This window comes from Shewanella sp. POL2 (assembly GCF_000282755.1).
Lineage (GTDB): Bacteria > Pseudomonadota > Gammaproteobacteria > Enterobacterales > Shewanellaceae > Shewanella > Shewanella xiamenensis.
Genome location: NZ_AKZL01000014.1, coordinates 31548 through 53278, shown reverse-complemented (window position 1 = coordinate 53278; position 21731 = coordinate 31548). Strand labels below are relative to the sequence as shown.

Sequence of the window (21731 nt, the reverse complement as noted above, 5' to 3'; positions counted from 1 at the left end):
TGTGCCTAAACCCTTCTACCAAACGACCAACTGGAAACAATACAACCAAGCCTTAATCAACCGAGGTTCACTTACCTTTTGGATTGATGAAGAGGCCATCGCCAGTTGGCAAGCTAAAGCAGAGCAAGGTAAGAAAGGTCGTCCACGGTTGTTTAGTGATCTGTCCATCACCACCGCGCTTATGGTTAAGCGCATTTTCGCCATGCCTCTGCGAGCGTTACAAGGCTTTATTAATTCAGTATTTCAGCTGGCTCAGGTGCCACTTGTCTGCCCGCATTACACTTGTATCAGCAAACGTGCGAAGACCGTCAACATTTCCTTCAAAACCAAAACGCGTGGTGCTATTGCTCACTTAGCGATTGATGCTACGGGACTTAAAGTCTATGGCGAAGGGGAATGGAAAGTGAAGAAGCATGGTACAGACGGTAAACGCCGTGTTTGGCGCAAACTGCATATCGCCGTTGATACTCATTCACACGAGATTATCGCGGCGGAGCTCAGTTTATCCAATGTCACGGATGCTGAAGTGTTACCCAATTTACTCAAACAAACTCAGCGTAGAATCCACACCATTTCAGGTGATGGTGCCTATGACACGCGTGAGTGCCACGAAGCGCTCCGGCGTAAACGGGCATTTACCTTAATCCCGCCACGTGAAGGCGCGGCATACTGGGAGCAAGGGCATCCGCGTAATCTCGCGGTGAGCTTTCAGAAGCTTTATGGTACAAATAAAAAATGGAAGCAGCGCTATGGCTATCACCGCCGCTCCATCTGGCTTTGTTTCCTAAATCGATTCAGCGAATAAAGCCCCTCATAATCGTTTAAAAATCAAGCTATATAGTGGGTTTCAGGCATACCTAGCCCAGTGAGTTTGTTCAAAGCCCTAATCATCGCGTAAGCTTCTCCCACCTGAGCGTTATAATTCCGCATGCTCAACGTGCCTCCTAGCAGTTGTTTTATCCTGTACATTGCGGTTTCTGAGATTGAGCGGCGATGATAACCATACCGTTTTTTCCACTGCTTATTTGAACCATAAAGCTGTTGCCAACTGACCGCTAAGTTACGCGGATGTCCCTGTTCCCAGAGTGCGGCTCTTTCCCTCGGTGGAATGAGCACTAAAGCGCGTTTTCTACGAACCGCATCGTGACAAGCTTTCGTGTCGTAAGCACCATCACCCGAGATATTACGGATTTTTCGATGGGTTTGCTTAAGTAAATTGGGCATCACTTCAGCGTCTGTTACACCTGATAAACTGAGTTCTGCGGCAATAATTTCATGGCTATGTGTATCGACGGCAATATGTAGTTTACGCCACACACGGCGCTTGCCATCTGTACCATGTTTCTTCACTTTCCACTCGCCTTCGCCATAAACCTTCAGGCCTGTCGAGTCGATAGCCAAGTGCTCAATGGTGCCACGAGTCTTGGTTTTAAAAGCAATCTTGACGGTTTTCGCTCGTTTGCTGATGCAAGTGTAATGTGGGCACGAAAGCGGAATATCAGCCAGTTTAAACACTGAGTTGATAAAACCTTGTAACGCTCGTAGCGGCATAGAGAAAACACGTTTAACCATCAGCGCGGTGGTAATGGCTAAGTCGCTAAATACGTGTGGGCGACCTTTCCGTGGTTGCTCGACCTTGGCTTCCCACTGGGCGATAGCATCCTCGTCAATCCAGAAGGTAAGCGAGCCACGATTGATTAAGGCTTGATTGTATTGCTTCCAGTTGGTTGTTTTATAGCAAGGTTTTGGCACGGGTGATGAGTGAATTGATGGGCAATGCCGATCAGATCAACGTCTACTGTTTTAGTTCAACTGATTTAGGAAACAAAGCCCACTGAAATGTTAAGAGCAACGAAAGTACGCATTTATCCAACGCCAGAACAAGCTGAGTTTTTAATTGCTCAGTTTGGGGCTGTGCGCTTTGCGTATAACAAAGCTCTACATTTAAAGTCTTACATGTACCGCAAACATGGTGTCACATTGAGTCCAAAAAAGGATATAAAGCCACTGCTTTCGGTTGCAAAGAAATCACGAAAATATCATTGGTTGAAGCAATATGATTCAATTGCTTTGCAGCAATCGGTGATTAATCTTCACCAAGCCTTTGATAACTTCTTTAATCCAAAGTTGAAAGCCAAATATCCACAATTCAAACGCAGACATGGAAAACAATCGAGTTACCATTGTGTAGGCGTAAAGGTACTCGATGGCGCAATCAAACTACCGAAAATGAAGCCAGTAGAGGCGAATATTCACCGTGAGATTGTGGGTACAGTTAAAAGCATCACCGTGAGCATGAGTAAAACAGGTAAGTTCTACGCATCAATCCTTGCGGATGATGCTGTGGACGCTCCTAGCCCAATTCATACTGTGAACAAAGTGACAGGTATTGATCTGGGTCTTTCTCATTTTGCCATTGAGTCAAACGGCAGAAAGACAGCCAACCCAAGATTTGTAAAACGTGCTGAGAAGAATCTCAGACGTAAGCAGCGTCAGCTATCCAGAAAAGCAAAAGGCAGTGCCAATCGTGCGAAAGCTCGACTGCGAGTTGCTAAATGCCATGAAAAAGTAGCTAATGCTCGTGCCGATTTTCAACACAAACTCTCTCGAACTCTCGTTGACGAAAACCAAGCAGTGATAGTTGAGACATTGAAATCGGCAAACATGATGAAAAACCGCAAACTGGCGAAACATATAGCGGATGCCTCATGGCATAGCTTTGTCGTTAAGTTGGAATACAAACTGAAAGAGCAAGGCAAGCATCTAATAAAGCTCGATCAGTGGTACGCCAGCTCTAAGACTTGCCATTGTTGCGGTCATAAAATGGATGATATGCCCTTATCGGTTCGTCAGTGGAACTGCCCATCTTGCGGCACTACAGATATTGATCGCGACTTAAACGCCGCCCTAAATATCCGAGATAAAGGCATTCTGGAATTAAAGGCGGCTGGACGGTCGTCTCTGCTTATGGAAGCTGCGTAAGTCTCGATACTATCGAGCAACGGCTAACGAAATAAGAAGCATCGTCCGATAGGGCGGTGAGAAGTCACATCTTCCATTCAAATTCCTACAAATTTGCACCAAGCTAAATCACACCTAACAACCTGAATGTAAAGGGTTAACTTTAATATTTTTAGCGTGATTCCACCGAATCAAAGATTGAATTTAGCCCTCCCCTACTTAAACTAATCGCCGCGTCCCCACTCAAAACACGTTAACGCCTTACTGAGTTGTCAGCCTAGGGAAATCATGTCCCGGAGCAGGAGATGTCCCGGACTAAAATACTCGTATCAATGTCAGTGCTTAACACACATCTCAACATCGCTTCATGTCTATCCGGGCATTGGCCAAAATCACAATTCCCATGTAATCGCCTAACAGAGTTGTCAGCCTGGGGTAAAGCGCGTCCCGGAGCTGTCGTACTTGAGCCATCAGAACAACATCAGTCCCCGTTTGAGAGATTCCCTAGAAATTTGTGTCGTTTGGAATCTGTGAGAGAAGCTGCTAGAAACTCAAAGCAGGAGCGTACAAGATGACGATGAATATCCTAGGGCCAGTAACAAAGAGCGAAGGTGACAGCACTCAATGCCTTAATCAATCCGGCAAGTGGGACTGTAGTTCTCTCTTCAATTGCTGTGATTGCGGAGTGAGCGAAGGTGGCGCAGGATGCGGTTGCCGATACTGTTTTAGCTGTAATGCTTGTGAGCATTGTCTACAAGAAGAATAAGCCTCTATTACACTGCTGGATTATTCAGAATAAGGGCGCGATTAAGCGCCTTTTATCATGCTTAATGGCAATAAAAAAACCGCACTAAGCGGGTATTAATTAGAAGGGATGCTCAAAGGCATTAGAGGTTTTCACGCGCCCAATCGAAGGCTTGGCGATGATTGTCTAACGTGACTAGGCTGTCAGCCAGCTCAGTAAAGCCTGCCGCTCGAAGTGCTTCACATTGTTCAAGGTATTTCCCCATTTCGCTTGCGCCATCAATAAACGCATCCTCTATCCTTTCGTAGTCTGAAGAAGAGCAGTTAGCAACATCTGACTCACCAGTGATTTCTTTAACAAACGCTTCTCTTGGGTCTACTGATTGAGTTTCCATCTATTTTTCCTCATTGGGTTAGTTACTGTGAATAGGCTACCAATGATTGAATTTCTGGCAAATTTCAGATCTGGTGGATTAGACTTTTGGAAAAATATAAGCGCGTTCTATCTCGAAGCAGTATAGCGGTACTTTGTTAGCCCCGTACTCAGAATTAAAATTGGCCGTAGTTTCAAAATACCTGACGCGTGATGTCCCTATCTGTGTATAAAAGTAATCGGCAGTTTGAGAGCGGTCATCGTTGTACCCGCTCAGCAAACTAAACTCACGATGAACACCACCAAAAGCCTTCACGAAGGGATAGAACAATCTTGAGCGACTGCCATCATCAAAATCAGACTGATAGCCGAGCTGTTTACCAACGGGTTTAGTCTCAGAGCAATCCAATTGGGTAAAAGATTTTTTCAGATCTATTCCACCGTCTGCGGCATAGGCACTGAGTGAACTCGCAAGAGCTACTGCACACAAAAATCTCACTTTCATTATAGGCTTCCTTTTATCCACAGATTTTGTGAATAACGCTTGGATATGCTTAATACAACATTTGCTTTCCTCTGTTTCATCAGCAATTTAACACAAAATCCCCCGATAGAACCAAATCTATCAGGGGGCTAAATTACATCTTAGGCAGCTGCTTAGGTGCCTTGATGAAACAGAATATAGGCTGCGCCATTATCAATGGCCTCTCGGACCGCCCCCCTGATTTCTTGCGGCACATCTTCGATTGATACATCACAATCTTCATCGGTAATGCAGCAGGTATTCACAACAAACTCCCAAATGCCGCAGTTATCCGCGTCATGGTTCTTGCGATGCGTATACGTCGCGTTGTCTTCAATCCATGCCCAGACAGGCGTTTGATCTGGCGTATCGTATTCAACGTATTCAGCCACATTGATGTCAGCAATATTCAGTATATCCACTACCCTTCCCTCTCAGAATTATTGAGCCATTTGACTCATGCTCATTAACTCATATCGGGAAATTCACGCAAAAATTTGGGGTTCCCAGGCTCGATACTGCTTACTCTGTTAACCTATCACTTAAATATTTCTGGTCATCAAATATGACTGTAAATTACGCACAAAAAAACCGCTCCAATGGGAGCTGTCTTTGAAGCGCTGGGTTATTTTCGTAATCGTCTAGCTAAGGCGAGGAAAACGAGACTGATATACCCTAATGACCCGCCACCACTAGATGATTCCGGCTCTGGTGTTGTTGGGGTGGTTGGAGTAGTCGAGGTAGTCGGCGGAGTCACCACAGGTAGTACATCGTCATTGTTGATAGTGATCGCCATCGTACTGCCCGTCACCTTCAATAGTCTTGGGGTAACAAGTTCCGCCACTAAACTACTGTTTTCAGCGGTTGAGGCATTGTCTATGATGCTTACTACAACAGATTTAGTGCTTTCACCGGCGGCAAACTTCACATCAATAAAATCTGAATCCAGCAGTGTTACCGCGTTATCAATGAACACTTTCACCGACGCTGACTTTGATAAATCGCCGTTACGAGACACAACAAAACTCAGGCTTTCATCGCCACAAACACTACCATTTACAATCACTTCAGGGGATGAATAATACAGTTTGGTGTCCGGAGATGATTGCCAAGTCATTACCGTATAACCGCCATCACAAGGGGAATCAGTAGCACGTTTAAATTTAGCGATATTATCGGTATTGCGGTGCGCTAGGTCATGATCGGCCAAGTACACATGCCCTATTTCATGCACAACGGTGTTCGGGCAGGTATTTACACCATGGGACGTAAGCTGTGCAGCGTTAAATCCAGCTGAGCCACAGAGTGTTTTTTCGAAATCACTGTATTCAGGCTCGGCTAAACGACCATAAATTTCAATGTCTGGGCTGTAATCTAACAGCATCTTGGTATCTTCTGGCAGAGTCTCAATACCCATTCGCCCACTTAAATAAAATGGTAAATAGTTCCACGACAGATTTAACATCCCTTCAGCGCCATAATAATACTTAGTCCACTTTTCACCTTGGTAGGTGTAGCTAGATGAACGATTGTTATAGGCATCGAAGCTGTTTGGCACTTCATCCAAACCCACAGCGAGTAATTCTTGGTATTTTTCTTCCCCGCCATATAAAGCCACTTCGAAATCTCGATAGCCAGCAAACGTCGGCTCTTCAAATGCTACCAGTTTGAGCTGTGCAGGAGTATTTTGAGCTAACACCCTATTTGTTGTAGCTATTTCTTCTCTGATTGCTTTAAATGCCTGCCCCTTCGATGGCATTTGCTCCATCCAACGAGGGTGATAAAAGAAAATCACATCTGCTACGGTCTTGGAGAGATCAACAGGTACAGTGGTGCAATCCTGAACCAGTGTTTGAGAGTATTTACCACGAGGATATGGCTTGCAGTTAATCTCTGCGTTCTCAGCATCAGCGTTTATATTGATGTTAGCCGCTGACAACGCTACCGCCTTTGCAATAATCGAAGGAGAACCCCCTGCTTGCTTGAGCTTTGTCTCTATAGACCTATCCAATGGAATAGAGTCAGCGGGTCTGTCCAACAACATCGGTAACTCACTTGCGTGGATTGGGCCAGCAAGAGAGACTGTGATGGCCAATGATAACATCTTGTATTTCAGAGAAACATCCTTATATAGCACTATAGAATAATTTAAGATTAATGTTTGCGGATAACATCGATTTCTTTCAAGCAAGCATAAATTCGCTTTCCTTTCTCCCGAAGCCATTAAACCCATATTCGAAAACCTTTTGGCTCCGACTTATTGGGATCGGCCAGTTAAAGGCACGGCGCCGCAGGCTTTATGAGCCCCTGTGGACAGAACAAAAGCCGCCCGAAGGCGGCTAGTTCAACAAACCCTAAAGGTTAACGGTGGTAGTTATAAGCCTGTTGCTGAGTATTTTGTTGGTGACCGCCCTGTGGTTGCGCCTGATAACCGCCTTGCTGCGGTGCATTTTGCTGGTATCCATGCAGCAGCGGTGCGTTTTGCTGGTAACCTTGCTGCTGTGGTGCGTTTTGCTGATAACCAGAGCTTTGGCCTGCATTATCCTTTGGTGAACCACCTAAAAGCTGTACTTGACCATCAAAGTCCACGACAACTTCTGTTGTGTAGCGTTCTTGGCCATTGGCATCTTTATATTTGCGAGTCTTTTGCTTGCCTTCGATGTAGACCTGACGGCCTTTTCCACCGTATTGATTGATAATCTCAGCCAGCTTGCCCCAAACAACAATCTTGTGCCAATCGGTCACCTCTTGCTGAACACCCTGTTGGTCTTTCCAAGTGTCACTCGTGGCCACACTGAAATTTGCTACGCTTGTACCGCTAGGAAGTGTCTTAAAATCAATTTCCTGACCGATATTGCCAACAATGATAACTTTATTAACTGAACCCATTTTGCTCTCTCCAAAGAAGTAATTAACGAGCACATTAAAACGCAAACTCATAATCACACAAATTTTGTATATTTAAATATTTATTGCCACCAGTTCCACACAAAACGGTGATACCGCCCTACCTACTCGCTTAGAAATCGCTTTCATTAGCAGAGTAATCTGCACGTATGCGGCAATTAGCTTGCTACGACTCGGATCTTCTAGTCGTATCCAGAGAGAATGAAATGGGTCGTTTACGATGTTGCTTTGACAACCGTTAGCCAGCTGTAACAGATAACCCTGTACATCCAGCCCCGAACCGGACTGCAATGATGAATACGATTTCACAGTTAATGGCTGACGATCACCGGCATGGATACACAAGCGGAAATCCTGATTGTCGTGAGTAAACCCTGCATCGGCACCATAAAAACTAATTGCTTTTCCAATGGGGTCGAGATTACCGCTCGATAACTCTGAATAGACAGCCTGAACAAACAACGTCTTTTGAGCGGGAGTAATATCCGGCGTTGGCTGCTCGCATACTCTGGCGCCGTGATTAATTAACGTGTCAAACAATGAAAGCAGACCTTGTAAGGCGTTAACTTCGTTATTGGGCCAAACGGAAGACAGTAAATCGGTTAACTGGCTAGAACTGGATACTTTCATGAATGCCTCGCAATCGGGGAAAGATGGCCCGATATTGGCCTCTGAATCAATTCACGCAAATTTGCGCTCCCCTCCCTGCCACGATTTACTTCAAAATTCCAATAAATAAACCGTGTGAGCCCGAGATTTTACTCGTCTACTCATAGATTTTTCTCGTCATCTTTAGAGTGTCATTCACAGTTGGGTTGTCAAAATCAATGCTGATACACAAATATTTATATCGAAATCTATGTAAACCATTAAAAACCCTTTTAAAACAATACCTAACGATTTTTTTTAGACTTCATTTTGCCTTTAAATAATCTGATTCAAAAATTTAACATATTTGTGCAAAAAAATACAGATTTTTACTTGCAAGATCCCGTTGTTCACCGCCCACATTTAACTCTTATATAACAATAACTTACATTTACAGAGTTAATTTTGATCACAATTTAAGACGAGTAAACTATTTGGATTACACGAATAAAATATAGGTATATGACGAGTAAAATATTGTGTGAACACGAAAAAAATATGGAGATACACGAAGAAAAGATAGGGATTGAAATTTAATAGTTGGGTCAACACGAAAAAAATATGGAGGGAATACGAAAAAAATATGGAATGAGAAAATGGCGAACGCTATATTGATGCATAGGGAGGATGCCATGACAGATAAAGCAAACAACAAACAGGTACTACAGGGTTCAGATGGGGTAACTACAACATCGAAGAAAGTCAAAACTGACAAATTCGATGTACATCCAGAAGCGCAATTACCGCAGACGTATAAGAAAAACCACAACTTAATCTACAGTCGTATATCGATGACGACCCATGAGCAAAATCTACTTGCCCTATTTCTGATCCAGATGCAAAAGACAGAGTGGAAAGAAGAAACCCAGCTCGAAATTTCTATCCCCGCCTCTAGGTTGGCTGATTGGCTTGAAGTTGAATCCAAAAGCCTTGCGGCAACAATTAAACCTGTCGCTCTTAGGCTTCAGAAACGAACGGTTTTAGCAGAGCATCCGACGACTCATGAATTTGAATCATCCGTCCTTTTCCCGACAGTGAAATATGCACGTGGAAAGTTAACAATGGTACCAAATTATGACTTGAGAGACTTTTTTCACGACGCGTCAAAAGGATACGCTTCCGTTAACGTGGCTAGATTCCTACGACTGAGGGGAAAATACTCTAAACCAATGTATGACCTATTATCGAGGTTCAAAACCCCTGAGAAGCAGTTGTATAAGACAGACGTTATGACTCTCAAAGGTATTTTCGGGTTAGTTGACGACAAAGATAACTATCTGCCAGGCAAGAAAACCATGAAGGACACATCGGTATTCGTCAATCAGGCGCTGGTAAAGTCGATTGAAGAAATAGAGGAGGCTTGTAGTGACGAGGTAATGTTTTTCAACACAGATCCTTCTGGTAAAAAACGTCATGGCATCATTGAAAACAAAACAGGCAACAAAATTACCAGCATTGAGTTCGAGTACCTTTGGATAGATCAATTCATCAAATTGCATCCAATGGATCTTGAAGCAGCAGCGGAAGTCGCAATGAATGCAGAGAATCGTCTGCGTATGAAAAAAGAAACGCTTACTCAAGAAGAGACTGAGCAGCTGGCCGTAGCTTACTACGTTCTCTCATCACACTATGAGAAATACAGACCGCGCTGTAGAGAATTATTTTACGACATTTACAAACACTACCGAAAAATATCGATTGAGAAAGCAGAAAACGAATCTGAACAAACTGAACGACCAAAACTGAAGAGTTCTGCACTCGATAAGTTAGATTTCTTGTTAAACGTCAATACCTGATCCCCCTCCCCTCCATATCAAACCTTTGGTCTTTCTCAATAGTTTACTCAAATACGAGTAAACTATTGGGTTAGTGCACGAAAAAAATATTGAGTTGGTCACGAATAAAATATAGACATGGGTACGAGTAAACTACAGGTTTAGGAGCGAATGAACTACAGATAAAGGAACGAGTAAACTAATGGTTATAGATGCGAGTAAACTATCGACATGTGAACGAGTAAACTATTGATATAGAGGCGAGTGAACTACAGATACTTGAACGAGTAAACTATTGATATAGAAGCGAGTGAACTACAGACATATAGACGAGTAAACTATTGGTATCGAAGCGAATGAACTACGGACATATAGACGAGTAAACTATTGATATAGTAGCGAGTGAACTACCGACATATGAACGAGTAAACTATTGGTCTATTTTTGGGTTATTTTAAAATTGGATGCGACAACGAACTGATTTTTCATAAATACGAGTAAAGTACAGTCTTTCACACGAATAAACTCTAGGGGTCACACGAATAAAACACATGAGAAAGTATAAAATTCAATCAATACAGGCGCATCTACTCTGTGTTTAGGGCAATAAACAACCAAAACTCTTTACTGTGGATAACTACACGAGTAATACTTATGGGTAACACGAGTAAAATCAGTGTATTAAACGAGTAAACTTTTGATCTGTCACGAGTTAGATCTTGGCATAAAGCGAGTGAGATCTGGGAACCTGACGAGTAAGATCTAGGTGTAAAGCGAAAAAACTATTTGAAAAACACGCATAACATATTGATTCAAAATAAAAAACTCTACCCTATAGATCTTTATATCTTTAATAGATCTTAATAAAAAGATCATATCTTTTTATATTCCCAAGCAGATAGATCTTGTTTTTGATCCTTTTAAGATCAAAAGAAGAAACAGGATTCTATTCGATTCTAGTTCAACTTCCCGAATGCTCCATAGCAAACAAGTAAACCTACAACCTACAGTCTTCACCTATAAAGCATCATTGCCCTTTCATGATATGAAGCTGAGTGTATATCTAATATCATCAGACACTAACATCCAGGTGAGGAAATTAGCACACCATTAAATAGGTGCGGATTTTAATGTACCAAATATTGAAATCCACACCTTTTAGCTGTAATCTTATACGCAATTGATAAATGGAGTTAAATTGCTATGAATGAACACTTCAAAGCTCGTATGAGAACGACTGCTGACAGGGCACGAAAAATGCTTAACACCATGTCTGACTCTATTACACAGCACAAAATCGAATTTGGTTTAGATACATTTCACCAGCGTTACTCAAAAGGCGCATTAGCTAACCTGAGAGGCCTCACTCGTAAGATCGTAGAAAAATCGATTAATGAGATGGAAGCTACTGGTTACCAGTTCGATAAGAAGCTAAACGGTAGCGTTGAAGTTTATGATCTAACGGTTGAGCAAGTAGTCGATATTTACAAGCATCGTGGACATAAAGCATTGCGTGAGAAATTTGAACGCGGCTATGTAGTATTCCTTTGTAACCTCAAAGGCGGTGTAAGTAAGACTGTATCAACCGTAAATATTGCCCAAGCGTTACGTTGCCATTCTGAAATGCTTCAGCATGATTTAAAAGTGTTAGTACTGGACATTGATCCTCAAAGCTCAGCCAGTATGTTCATGAGCCATAAAAACTCCATTGGTACAATTGATAACACTGTCGTTCAAGCCGTATTTCAAGACTTAACTCGTGAAGAGCTGTTAGACGAGTTTGTCATACCTACTCAAGTGCCTGGTGTTGACATCATACCGTCAAGCATTGCAGATGCTTTTATAGCATCTCAATGGGAAGCTCTATGCGCTCAGCGTTTTGGTTCGGAAATTAATCCGTTTGAGGCGTTATCTCGCAACGTCTGTGAAAAGCTAATCAACGATTACGACTTTATCTTTATCGACTGCGGCCCACACTTAGACTCACTTTTAAAAAGTGCATTGTGTGCAGCTGACGTTTTAGTGACTCCACTTCCGCCCTCAACCGTTGATTTACATTCAACATTGCAATACGTGACTCGTATTCCAGAAATGCTGGATCATTTAGAAGCAGAAGGCGCAACAACGAATTTGAAAGGCCATTTGGCTTTTATGTCTAAGTATTCGCAGAGCGAGCAAGATATTAATAGCTCAATGATTGCCAACGCTGTATTTGCTGAAGACATGATGATGGCTAGTATTCCTGAATTATCTGCCTTTAAGCGCTGTGCAGAAACATTTGATACCGTTGTGTCAGTACATCCTGGAAGCTACACAGGGGACTCAAAAGCTCTTAAAAAAGCAAGAGAGTCGCTAGACCAATTTACTTTGGCGCTATTCCAACACATTTCAAGAATTAGAGGTTCAGAATATGGTATCTAATGCTAAAGAAGCGCGTAAGCGCGTTCCATTTGGCAGAGCCTTAGTTGACTCTGCTGGTTTAAATAGTCAATTACATCCAGAAACTACTGAGTCTGCATTTGTTGCTAATACTGATGTACTGAACGACTCTGCTACTTCAATTAAAATTAAATTGTCCAGTGGGCGTACTCTTACATTCACTCGTAAGCACTTAACGGCGGAAGAACTCAAAACAAAGTCTTTCGTACACCCATTTAACCCGCGTCCAGCCGGTGATGTAAAACCAAATTCATTACTGCGGATCCGTAAAACTATTGCAAAGGTGCAATTTTCTGATGCGTTGGCAACACGGGATTCAACTGGTTATCACTTGTTTGATGGTCAGCGCCGACGTATGGCAGCAATCTTAGAGAATGCTGGATTAAATGTGCTGTATACCGATTTTGTACTAACAGAAGAAGAAGTTCACGAAATCGTTAAATACGTCCAAACCTCTGAAAAGTATAGTTATCGAGATGCGGGTTTTCAGATGAAAAAGGCACTCGCGAAAAACGAGCTCGAGATTGCCAACAACAAAACAGTTAAGTTATCTCTGAGAGAGCTAGCTGCTCAATTCGACGTATCTTATTCGTATGTAACGAGAGCACTTAAAGCCGCAGAAATTCCAGATGAAATTATTGAGTTGTTCCCCTGTCCTTCTGCTTTAAGTTCAACACAAATTATGGCTCTTTATGACATTACTCAAAAGCATCAACTTTCAGCTTTATTGAGCGAGCAGTTACTTGAGAAAATTGAAAAAATTTGCATCGATGCAAATGAAGGCGAAACATCGGTAGCGGGACTATTTGATGTCGATGGCCAGAAAAACAGTCAGATACTGAAGGTGTTCGAAGACTTTGATAAACAATCAAAACCCAAAAAGCTGGCAAATGATAAAATTGCCGAGGGTGACGACCGCAATCGTTGGGCTAAATTATCGACCCAAAATCGAAAGACCAAGGTCGAAGTAACAAGATTGTCGGAGCAAGAGATTGAGAAGCTAAAACAATTCTTAATTGATTTAGTAGAAGCAAAAAACCAGTAGTAAAAGAAACTGACAGGCCGACCGCCAAGCCTGACCTGTCATGCACTAACAAACATACTTATTCGGAGTATTTATGTCAGCAGAAGTGATGTTAACACTAGCCACGGCCTTAAACAACGCGATTACCAATAAACTACCATTCAGACTTCCTGCAATGAAGTTCTATGAACTGGAAGAACTAAATCGTTGTAGCGCGAAAATGAGACAAACAGCCAATTAAGAAAGTAAAGCCAGCAGAGATGCTGGTTTTTTTATGGAGTGATTCGGTGGAATCAAGCGTTAAATTCTGAGTTTTTTAGCATAAAAACAATAATTTAACGAGGTTATAGCTTGGTGCTGCTTTTAGATGGAACGAAAATATCTGCACCAAGCATTTTTAATGGTAAAATGTTGAAGATAAAGAAAATTTTCGATTATTAAGCCCGTGATTCCACCGAATCAAGCACAGATTAATACTGTCTAGCGCTTACATACTTTACAGGAACTTACTTCAAATGATTGCGCTGTAATGGGTGATGTACCCTATGTGGATTATTGAGATGAGAGTTTGTTATTCAATTCCGTAAATTATGGTGTGTTATTGTTGGTATCCTCTCCGCCTTTTAGGGCGGGCATTCCTACCGCTAGACGATTATACCCGACAGTAAGCATGTTCTTGGCTGTTTCGGACTACTTGCGGGGATTTCCCTACAGCACGAACAAGTTTGGGTTGTGTAACTTTCGTTGACCTCTTCAAAAACAACACCTGCGTGAGCGCATTTGTATTCCATCATTGTTTTCAACATCCACCTGCCTGCATCCAACGCTGATTTGGCCAGCTTGGTTTTGAACATCGAAAGGGAATTGACGTTACCAACGAAGATGACCGCATTGCTATCGACTAGCTTCCGATTTTATTTGTGTAATTCGTTCTTTCGACGTTTGCGGATTTTGGGGTGAATTGCTTTGACACCCTAGTTTGGGTGAATCAAAAAACTAATTTTTCCCATTTCATAGACTTGAATCTTCTCGACTGAGTTAGCATCATGTGCGCTTTGCACTAATCGGCAAAGTTTAGAAATAGACTTTACATTGTGTGTAGCAATATTGTGTTGGAATCGTCTCAATTCACCCAATGTACATGCACGGTAAGCTCTCTCGATAATTTTGTTCTTTTCCAGAAGACGCTTTTTTTCCGGGGATACTAATTCCAAAAGTTGCAAAATTTTGCTTATTTTATCGCGCAAATGTTCGATAGCATCAATTTCAGTCTCTACACCATATTTTTTCCACACGAGTTCGTGATGGGAAACCCTGTTTCGGAATTCTCTTACGGTTTTGACTAGATCTTTTGTATTGATTAGCAGCTCTTTGGTCTTAGTTGTGTTCCATTCTCCTTTGAAAACGGTACCCAGGTGAGTTGGCCAAATCAAACCTGGCCCCATGAACTCTTTACTAAGAATGTACTCCCATGTGGAAAATTCAGTTTTTGCTATTATCTCTTGATGCATCGGAGTTGGATTGGCAATGTTATAACGTTTCTTTTTGTCTTGTTGAACTTGCTTTGTAGCCTTAGAGAAGTTTTTTCTGATAGCTTCGACTTCAAATGGAGGATTCTTATCAGGCTGTTCTGGGGCGAAACTTTTAAAATGGAGTTTGTTCTTCTTCCACCAAAAGTAACCTAAATCCGAAGAAGTTAGTGCAGAGTCAATTGCGTTGCGTAGCGCCACTTCTGTGGCACTAAGCAAAGGGTATATAGCAGAACAAACGTGGGTGTTCCATAAGTAAGCCCCGAGCAATTCAATATCGCTTTGAGTTTTAAACGTGACCTTATAACTTCTTAGACGTTCTTCTGTAATAAAATCTTCTATAATTTCCTTATAGCTAATTGTATGTGGCATTTATCGTTGCTCTCGAACTTCGTTGTTGACGTCGGCGTCAGTATTAAATATAATTTTTGTCAGGTTGACGTCTGGCTCTAAGGATTATATCCAAGACCTTGCGTAAAGACCTAAAGAATTTGCCCCAGCCTTGAGCTGGGGTTTTCAATTTCAGGAAGCCTAAAAATCTTTTCAAGTCTACAATGTTGGATTTAATCTATATATCTGCACCAGCTGAAACTGTGAATAAGTTACTGATAATAAATTGTATTTTTCACTTTTAAACCTCTGATTCCACCGAATCAAGCCTGAGTTTTCTGCCCAGCCCAGGTATAGTGTTAAGCTCTGACGGATTTCGTTCCGCCCAGTCCCGCATTATTTCAATCAATGCTGGATTGTTTTGCTTAAACGCTGCTGCATAAGCCTCCCCTTTTAGCACAAACCCGTTTGCACCGGCATTTAGTATCGCCTTAGCAATCTCAGGCTGATTTGATGTAATTGCCGCACGCAGCAAAAGACCATCTTTGAAGTTCAATAGATTACCGGTGAGCCCTGCTGAGATGTACTTGGCCACCAAGTGAGGTTTTTTGTCGTAAATAGCCTTAAGTGCTTTGAGTTGCAGATTCATATTCCTTCACCACCCTATCGAGTTGCAGCCAGAGAAGATTTGCGTCTTGCCAATTTGATAACAGACTTACCTTGTTCGGTGTAGCCTCGGTACTCGTTTTTCTTAATGCTATTTTTCATATTATCAAGAATGATTGGCAGATCTTGCTCAGCGATAGCCCAATCATCATCGTGAAGCTCAAACACTTCACAAATTGCACAATCACCCGTTTCAACGGTAATGAGTGGGAATAGACGCTCTGCATACTCGGTTTCATTCAAATGTGGCTTAATCACTTTTAAGTAAAACACAGCTTGCAAATCGTAACGTAAGTCTGCGAACTGGTAGGCCGCTAACGCTGGGTTAGCACTGCGCGTGGTTTTCAAATCGCAAGGAACAATAAAATTTTTAACGGCTGTTAACCAATCCACTTTGCACTTAAGCATCAATCCGGTCTCAGGATCTCTTGTAAAGAATGCGACTTCCGCCATACCGTTTTTACGATTTAAAAATTTGTTCGCGTGAGCGTTGCGTTCAATGGCTTGATTGAGTCCTATAACGCTATCAAACATCTCCTTTGACACTGGCAGCTTAAGCGCCTTCATCGCGATATGTTGATTATCCTGAAGTAATTTAATGATTGCTGCACAGGTCACCGCTGACTGTAGTTCTGTATCACATAACGCAAAACACTCGTCACCAATGTTCGCTTTGATCCACTCCAATTGACGTGACTCAAACGGTTTTTGCGGAGCGTTGGCTTGCTCAAGGCGTTTGATTAATTCAGCAATGGTGCCGCTGGTTGTTAGTTTGTTGGCTGTGCAGGCATCTTTAAGCTCGGTTAATGACTTTGGATCATCTGGGAATTGCTCTGAGTCGAGCAGGGCAAATCTGCGAGCATTAAATACATCGGCTCCCTCTAGTGTTAATTCGTGGCTTAGAACACCGGACTCGCGGGATTTAGCGCTGAACTGTTTACCTTTACCGTTGATATACGCTTGTTCGTATTTCATTGGGCTATCTGCATAGCACTTAACCTGACTTGAGCTAATGGCATCTAATGAGTGATACACATCGTTTGGAATGTCTGAGTAAACACCTTCGATAAGTTCACCGGTGTCAGATAAGAATTGTGGTTTGCCGTCCACATAACTAGGCTTGACTAAATGCGTCAGGCTTGCAGGGATGATGCTTGAGGTTTGCTGGCAGGTGATGGTAACCATGCTCACGCTGGCAGGGTCAAAAAATGCGTTCATAGCAGAATTTAACGCATCTAAATCAAAATCAAATGAACTCATGATACTCACTCCAAAAATCTAACTCTTCAATTGAAACCATCATTACACGGCTTCCTATTGAGGCAAATTTCTAGAAATGGAGCAAAAAAATGCCCGCAAGAGCGGGCTATTGGAGTGAGCTTTTAGCTATTAGCTATAAGTTCTAGTTGTTTTAATAATGACTGCATCATACCAATCAAATTTTAATGCACAAGAAATTCACGAAAAATGACTTGAAAATTGACTTGTGGCGGCAAAACTGCTGAAATATGCAACACACTTTTTAAGTTGTAAGTGCTATGAGTATCAAAAGAAAGGTAACCAAAATTGCGTTAGCAGTATCGCTTGGTTTGTGTCATCCGCTGGCTATGGCCAACAGTGGCTTAGATGCTTTGTTAGAGGCAAACAAATCAGCTAAGCAGGCACAAACACAGCCAGAGAAAATGCCGGAAAGTGAGGGTAAGGAGCTTATCAAGAATGCTTTCTCGATGTTAAACGACATCGTATGGTCTCAAGCGCTTCCCGTGAAAGGTATGGTGATGATGGTGTCTCGAGATGGTACTCAAGTGCTCGCCTCCACGGATGGCAGGATTCTCGTTAAAGGCGGCGAGGTATTCGATGGCTGGAACAGTTCACCTATAGCAACTGAAGCCAACGCAAAGGCGGCATGGCTTGCCAAGATTGATAAGGTCTTAGGGGTTTCTGTTAAGGATATGGCTGCATATTACATTGGTGATTTAGCAAAAACAGAGCCCGATCTAGTTGTATTTGTGGACCCTTTATCGAAGTTAAACGCTGACCTATTCAATAAGCTCCTTTCGATTAAAGGTAAGCAAATCGCGTTACTGCTTACCCCATTAGTGAATGGTAAAGAGGCTGCGATTAGAGCGAGGGAGCTGTGGTGCGCCAAAGACCAAAGTGAATCCCTACGTTTGCTAGTTAACAGTGATTTCACCACAGCCCCGGAAACCCTCGAAAACTGCGACATTAAAAAGCTATCCACCACGATTGGGGTTACTCAATTTCTACAGATCCGTCGTTTACCCTATTTCGTTAACGGACACGGACTGCACAACGTCGGATTACCCGATTCATTAACTGATTTCATTTCCCAAACGGAGAAATAATGATTACTCGAGCATTAAAATTAGGCATGGTCGCTGTTAGTTTGGCAACTATTTTTGGATGTCAATCGATGTTCGAAACGGGTGAGGAGCCTACGGTTTGTGTAAACACTCAAAACAGCGGATTACCCTGTACCACCACTAGAGAAATTCTGAAACTGGCTGATACACCTGGCGGCATTGAGGCAGAAAAAGCGCGGCGAGCAGCTGAAAGCGATGAAGATTGCCCAGACTGTAAAGTACCTAAAAAGTCAGTGGCTAACTCCGGCGCCATGGCCGGCTATGGCTTGGACGCTAACGGCCAACCAATCACCCTGAATGAAGTCAGTAATGCTTACATGTTTACGGCTGATAACAACCGTGCATTACCCGCTCCAGAGCCTATCGCTGTTCGGCAGGCGCCCAAAATGCTTCGTGTTGCATTTGCTCCATGGCAAGACGACAAAGGCCGTTTACAGAATGTCGGTTATGTCTATACCGAAATTGAAACCCGTAAATACACCTATGGCCGTGAAGCATTCAACATGCCTGCTCAAATCACTCCGCTTTATATTCGTCAGCAATCCATTGAAGAAGAGCGAAGGGGTAACCCAAGCGAAATTAACGGAGTTGGCATTAAGACAGGTAAACCTGGGCGTAATAATTTCAATGCTGACCTAGAAGCGGCAAAGGCCACTTTGGATCAAGCGCCAAAAGTTGTTCAAGAAGCGTTACGCGCTAACGGCAATTAACACGGGTGCGAAATGACAACTGTAAATAACTGGAAAAATAGTCTAGGCATTGAGAAATATTCCTCAATCATCCCAATCTTAGATGAATTTGTGAGTGAGGAAGGGGAACATCTTGGTTACATCCTAGAAGGGGGTTACCTTGGCGTAACGTGGCTATGCCCACCGTCAGGTGGTTATGGTGCGAGTACGATTTCCACGCTGGATTCGATTTTCAAAAAAGTCTATCCAGAAGGGACTGTGCTGCAATTCTCGCTAGTGGCTTCAGACGACTTAGTAACAGTGTTAGACAATTACCGACATTGCCGTGGCAAGCGTAATCGGTTCGATACGGTCATTGATAATGACAATATGACCGAATACATGGTTGATTATTATAAAGCGCTTGCTGATACCTCAATCCCTTCGCGAGATATGGAAGGTGTACCGCTTCGCAACTTCGAGGTATGGGCCTCAATCAAGGTGCCTATCAAGAAAGCCATGCCGACTACAGAGGAAGTCGAAGATTTTGTAGATATGGCTAACAACCATGAAGCGTCATTACAACAAATCTTTGGTGTAGCGACCAAAATGCAACCTGAGATCCTAATTAACCGATTGCAGATGATCCACAACCCATCCCCGAATGCAGTTTGGCGCCGTGGAATTAAAGTAGATGGTAGACAAGGCTGTTACCGTTCTACTCAGCCCATCCGTGCGCAGTTGCTTGAACCTGGCACTGAGGTCAAAGTCGATGGTTCTGATTATATGGCGATTAAAGCAGAAGATGGTTCTACACGATTTATTCAAAGTGTGAGCATTAAAGAGTTCCCAGATTCCATTTACCAAGGCACGTTACATTTAATGACTGGCGATTGGTTGAAAGGGGATGATGGCGCTATTCCCGGCAATTTCATGATCAACCTTGTTGTTGAAATGAGCCCTAAGAAAGTCGCTAAGGATTACTCCAAGCGCCGCCTAATGGCCAAACAGATAGGTGAAGGTCCGTGGGCTCGTTGGATTTCGTCTTTGAAATACGGCCTGCAAGATTTTGAATACTACGAGCATTATCTAGAGCGAGAAAAGGCTCAGCATTGCCGCTTTCATTTAAACTTTCAAATGTGGGGACCGACTTTAAAGTCAGTTAAGAACTGCACTAAAAAACTAATCACGCGCATGGAAGGCTTTAGTTGGTCAGCTGGCGTGGATAGCTTGATTGGCCGTTTCACTTGGCTAAATGGTCTGCCAATGTGTACCTCAAGTGAAGTCAGTAGTTTCATTGAACGCTTTGACTTTCTCCCTAGTAACTTGGTCAAGTTCTTCGTTCCTATGGTGGCATCGTGGCCAGGAAACGCAGTTCGACACCCTGTGCTGACATACATTGCCCGTGATGGTCAGTTAATCACCTTTGACCCATTAAAGTCAGACTCCAATTACAACATCTTTATAACCGCAACCTCTGGCGCTGGGAAGTCGGTCTCTGCTAACTATTTGATTGAAGGTCTACTTTCAACCGGAGAAAACCGTTATCCAGATGCACTTGGTAATATCCACGGTGATCCTGATGGTGGCCGCGTATTCATCATCGACTCAGGTCGCTCATACGTTAAAACAACAGAGTTGTACGCAGGACAGTTCGTAGAGGTTATTCCGGACAACCGCTTTGCGTTTAACCTATGTCCTTTTAAGAGTATCGACGAATCTCAAAAAGATACTGATGAAGGCGTTGTAGATAGTGACGCTAACAACTATTTAGGCGCTCAAGGTGAAATGCTGTTGAACATCCTGAAGTTGATGGCTTTCCCACTTGGAGACTGTAACAGCTATCAATACTCTGCAATGTCAGTATTGCTCATGCAACTGTGGAACGAGAAGGGTAGGGAAACCAGTATTGACGATTTCGCTGATGCTTGTGCCAAACATCCCCGAGAAGAAGTTCAACAAATCAGCGACCAATTGACTCCTTGGTGTTACTTACGCGGTGGCCAAAACAGTTGGATGTTCAACCCTAGCAAGCCGCCCATTCAGTTTGAGAAGGATTTAGTGGTGTTAGAGCTAGACGGACTTAACGGTTCAGACCAGCTCAAAGCGGTGTGTATCATGCTGTGTATTCAACGTATTCAGCAGGAAATGTTTAGGCATGATCAACTGCATATTGTGAAAGCCTTTATTCTCGATGAAGCGTGGGAGTTCTTAAAGGAAAACAAGGGTGTAGATGAGCAGACCCGTCAGGTTCTTCAAACTCTGGCAAAATTCCTCGAATCTGGTTGGCGTCGTTTCCGTAAGTACAACAGCCTGGGTGTGTGTATTTCGCAATCGATGAAGGATGCCAACGAGTCGCCTGCGGGTATCGCGATGGCCAGTAACTCGGCTCACTTATTCTACCTCATGCAAAACGGAGAGGAACTGGCCCGACTCAATAAAGAGGGTAAGTTCATTGAGCAGGATTACCTTTTACTGAGGAATATCAAGACTGTTAGGCCGTTTTTCAGTGAAGTTCTGTTATGCAGTGGCGGCACAAAATCTGTAGGCAGGCTATATCTGCCAAGGGCTAAAGCACTGACTTACTCTACCGCTCCAGACGAGAAAAAACAGATTGAAATCATGATGAAAGACAATGGGGTCGATATGTTTACTGCTTGCCAGATGATTGCTGAAAGGGAAGGAAAAGATCTAGTCGGGACATGGCGACGTCGATTCGACGCCGAAAATGAATCTTAGGCCTGCTGCTCGCAGGCCTCG

17 protein-coding genes and 1 pseudogene are annotated in these 21731 nt (G+C 42.9%); 8 read left to right on the top strand and 10 right to left on the bottom strand.

Features of this window, described 5'->3' with window-relative positions; translation table 11 throughout:
* Nucleotide 1 precedes the first annotated feature (1 nt).
* Nucleotides 2–772 (top strand): annotated as a pseudogene (locus SHEWPOL2_RS05610) (IS5 family transposase); the annotation flags it as partial.
* Between the two features lie 56 nt (nucleotides 773–828).
* Here the strand turns inward: SHEWPOL2_RS05610 and SHEWPOL2_RS05605 are convergent.
* Nucleotides 829–1752, bottom strand: coding sequence for an IS5 family transposase (locus SHEWPOL2_RS05605; RefSeq protein ID WP_037426896.1), 924 nt, complete (start codon nucleotides 1750–1752; stop codon nucleotides 829–831).
* A gap of 87 nt (nucleotides 1753–1839) precedes the next feature.
* On the opposite strand from SHEWPOL2_RS05605, the gene SHEWPOL2_RS05600 reads away from it, so the two are divergent.
* The gene (locus SHEWPOL2_RS05600; protein WP_037426893.1) at nucleotides 1840–2982 is read left to right on the top strand and encodes an RNA-guided endonuclease TnpB family protein; all 1143 of its coding nucleotides are present in this window, start codon (nucleotides 1840–1842) and stop codon (nucleotides 2980–2982) included.
* Nucleotides 2983–3848: 866 nt separating this feature from the next.
* Here the strand turns inward: SHEWPOL2_RS05600 and SHEWPOL2_RS05590 are convergent.
* The 6 genes from SHEWPOL2_RS05590 to SHEWPOL2_RS05565 form a co-directional block, all read right to left on the bottom strand.
* Nucleotides 3849–4100, bottom strand: coding sequence for a hypothetical protein (locus SHEWPOL2_RS05590; protein ID WP_011711570.1), 252 nt, complete (start codon nucleotides 4098–4100; stop codon nucleotides 3849–3851).
* A gap of 78 nt (nucleotides 4101–4178) precedes the next feature.
* Nucleotides 4179–4583 carry a hypothetical protein gene (locus tag SHEWPOL2_RS05585; RefSeq protein ID WP_037426890.1) on the bottom strand — a complete coding sequence of 135 codons (405 nt, stop codon included), beginning with the start codon at nucleotides 4581–4583 and terminating at the stop codon, nucleotides 4179–4181.
* A 152-nt stretch (nucleotides 4584–4735) separates the two neighbouring features.
* The gene (locus tag SHEWPOL2_RS05580) at nucleotides 4736–5023 is read right to left on the bottom strand and encodes a hypothetical protein (RefSeq protein WP_011711568.1); all 288 of its coding nucleotides are present in this window, start codon (nucleotides 5021–5023) and stop codon (nucleotides 4736–4738) included.
* A gap of 203 nt (nucleotides 5024–5226) precedes the next feature.
* Entirely contained in the window at nucleotides 5227–6705 is a 1479-nt protein-coding gene (locus SHEWPOL2_RS05575; RefSeq protein WP_037426888.1) for a hypothetical protein, read from the bottom strand.
* Between the two features lie 257 nt (nucleotides 6706–6962).
* A complete protein-coding gene (locus SHEWPOL2_RS05570; RefSeq protein WP_011711566.1) occupies nucleotides 6963–7490 on the bottom strand; it encodes a single-stranded DNA-binding protein in 528 nt (175 codons plus the stop codon).
* A gap of 72 nt (nucleotides 7491–7562) precedes the next feature.
* Nucleotides 7563–8138, bottom strand: coding sequence for a hypothetical protein (locus SHEWPOL2_RS05565; RefSeq protein WP_011711565.1), 576 nt, complete (start codon nucleotides 8136–8138; stop codon nucleotides 7563–7565).
* A gap of 650 nt (nucleotides 8139–8788) precedes the next feature.
* Between SHEWPOL2_RS05565 and SHEWPOL2_RS05560 the strand changes: the two genes are divergently transcribed.
* The 3 genes from SHEWPOL2_RS05560 (at nucleotide 8789) to SHEWPOL2_RS05550 (ending at nucleotide 13415) form a co-directional block, all read left to right on the top strand.
* Complete coding sequence (locus SHEWPOL2_RS05560) at nucleotides 8789–9952, top strand: replication initiation protein (protein ID WP_011711564.1); 1164 nt, start codon at nucleotides 8789–8791, stop codon at nucleotides 9950–9952.
* A 1182-nt stretch (nucleotides 9953–11134) separates the two neighbouring features.
* Nucleotides 11135–12352 (top strand): AAA family ATPase, encoded by a 1218-nt coding sequence (locus tag SHEWPOL2_RS05555; RefSeq protein WP_011711563.1) that lies wholly within the window; start codon nucleotides 11135–11137, stop codon nucleotides 12350–12352.
* Nucleotides 12342–13415 (top strand): hypothetical protein, encoded by a 1074-nt coding sequence (locus SHEWPOL2_RS05550; protein WP_037426883.1) that lies wholly within the window; start codon nucleotides 12342–12344, stop codon nucleotides 13413–13415. Before SHEWPOL2_RS05555 ends, SHEWPOL2_RS05550 begins: the two co-directional genes overlap by 11 nt.
* 953 nt (nucleotides 13416–14368) lie before the next feature.
* Here SHEWPOL2_RS05550 and SHEWPOL2_RS05545 read toward each other — a convergent pair.
* From SHEWPOL2_RS05545 to SHEWPOL2_RS05535, 3 genes are all read right to left on the bottom strand, one after another.
* On the bottom strand, nucleotides 14369–15295 hold the full coding sequence (locus tag SHEWPOL2_RS05545) for an Abi family protein (RefSeq protein WP_037426882.1): 927 nt from the start codon (nucleotides 15293–15295) through the stop codon (nucleotides 14369–14371).
* A gap of 259 nt (nucleotides 15296–15554) precedes the next feature.
* Nucleotides 15555–15902 (bottom strand): hypothetical protein, encoded by a 348-nt coding sequence (locus SHEWPOL2_RS05540; protein WP_037426880.1) that lies wholly within the window; start codon nucleotides 15900–15902, stop codon nucleotides 15555–15557.
* A 14-nt stretch (nucleotides 15903–15916) separates the two neighbouring features.
* Nucleotides 15917–17179 (bottom strand): PD-(D/E)XK nuclease-like domain-containing protein, encoded by a 1263-nt coding sequence (locus SHEWPOL2_RS05535; RefSeq protein ID WP_037426878.1) that lies wholly within the window; start codon nucleotides 17177–17179, stop codon nucleotides 15917–15919.
* A 278-nt stretch (nucleotides 17180–17457) separates the two neighbouring features.
* On the opposite strand from SHEWPOL2_RS05535, the gene SHEWPOL2_RS05530 reads away from it, so the two are divergent.
* The 3 genes from SHEWPOL2_RS05530 to SHEWPOL2_RS05520 are packed head-to-tail and all read left to right on the top strand — an operon-like array spanning nucleotide 17458 to nucleotide 21710.
* Nucleotides 17458–18285, top strand: coding sequence for a hypothetical protein (locus SHEWPOL2_RS05530; RefSeq protein ID WP_037426876.1), 828 nt, complete (start codon nucleotides 17458–17460; stop codon nucleotides 18283–18285).
* Nucleotides 18285–19013, top strand: coding sequence for a TraV family lipoprotein (locus tag SHEWPOL2_RS05525; RefSeq protein WP_037426873.1), 729 nt, complete (start codon nucleotides 18285–18287; stop codon nucleotides 19011–19013). Before SHEWPOL2_RS05530 ends, SHEWPOL2_RS05525 begins: the two co-directional genes overlap by 1 nt.
* Before the next feature lie 12 nt (nucleotides 19014–19025).
* Nucleotides 19026–21710 (top strand): TraC family protein, encoded by a 2685-nt coding sequence (locus SHEWPOL2_RS05520; protein ID WP_037426871.1) that lies wholly within the window; start codon nucleotides 19026–19028, stop codon nucleotides 21708–21710.
* The last annotated feature ends 21 nt before the right edge of the window (nucleotides 21711–21731 follow it).

Excerpts from the sequence above, each read along its gene's own strand:
- SHEWPOL2_RS05600 (WP_037426893.1), top strand. The coding sequence starts at position 1,840 with ATGTTAAGAGCAACGAAAGTACGCATTTATCCAACGCCAGAACAAGCT.
- SHEWPOL2_RS05590 (WP_011711570.1), bottom strand. The coding sequence starts at position 4,100 with ATGGAAACTCAATCAGTAGACCCAAGAGAAGCGTTTGTTAAAGAAATC.
- SHEWPOL2_RS05585 (WP_037426890.1), bottom strand. The coding sequence starts at position 4,583 with ATGAAAGTGAGATTTTTGTGTGCAGTAGCTCTTGCGAGTTCACTCAGT.
- SHEWPOL2_RS05575 (WP_037426888.1), bottom strand. The coding sequence starts at position 6,705 with ATGTTATCATTGGCCATCACAGTCTCTCTTGCTGGCCCAATCCACGCA.
- SHEWPOL2_RS05570 (WP_011711566.1), bottom strand. The coding sequence starts at position 7,490 with ATGGGTTCAGTTAATAAAGTTATCATTGTTGGCAATATCGGTCAGGAA.
- SHEWPOL2_RS05565 (WP_011711565.1), bottom strand. The coding sequence starts at position 8,138 with ATGAAAGTATCCAGTTCTAGCCAGTTAACCGATTTACTGTCTTCCGTT.
- SHEWPOL2_RS05560 (WP_011711564.1), top strand. The coding sequence starts at position 8,789 with ATGACAGATAAAGCAAACAACAAACAGGTACTACAGGGTTCAGATGGG.
- SHEWPOL2_RS05555 (WP_011711563.1), top strand. The coding sequence starts at position 11,135 with ATGAATGAACACTTCAAAGCTCGTATGAGAACGACTGCTGACAGGGCA.
- SHEWPOL2_RS05550 (WP_037426883.1), top strand. The coding sequence starts at position 12,342 with ATGGTATCTAATGCTAAAGAAGCGCGTAAGCGCGTTCCATTTGGCAGA.
- SHEWPOL2_RS05545 (WP_037426882.1), bottom strand. The coding sequence starts at position 15,295 with ATGCCACATACAATTAGCTATAAGGAAATTATAGAAGATTTTATTACA.
- SHEWPOL2_RS05540 (WP_037426880.1), bottom strand. The coding sequence starts at position 15,902 with ATGAATCTGCAACTCAAAGCACTTAAGGCTATTTACGACAAAAAACCT.
- SHEWPOL2_RS05535 (WP_037426878.1), bottom strand. The coding sequence starts at position 17,179 with ATGAGTTCATTTGATTTTGATTTAGATGCGTTAAATTCTGCTATGAAC.
- SHEWPOL2_RS05530 (WP_037426876.1), top strand. The coding sequence starts at position 17,458 with ATGAGTATCAAAAGAAAGGTAACCAAAATTGCGTTAGCAGTATCGCTT.
- SHEWPOL2_RS05525 (WP_037426873.1), top strand. The coding sequence starts at position 18,285 with ATGATTACTCGAGCATTAAAATTAGGCATGGTCGCTGTTAGTTTGGCA.
- SHEWPOL2_RS05520 (WP_037426871.1), top strand. The coding sequence starts at position 19,026 with ATGACAACTGTAAATAACTGGAAAAATAGTCTAGGCATTGAGAAATAT.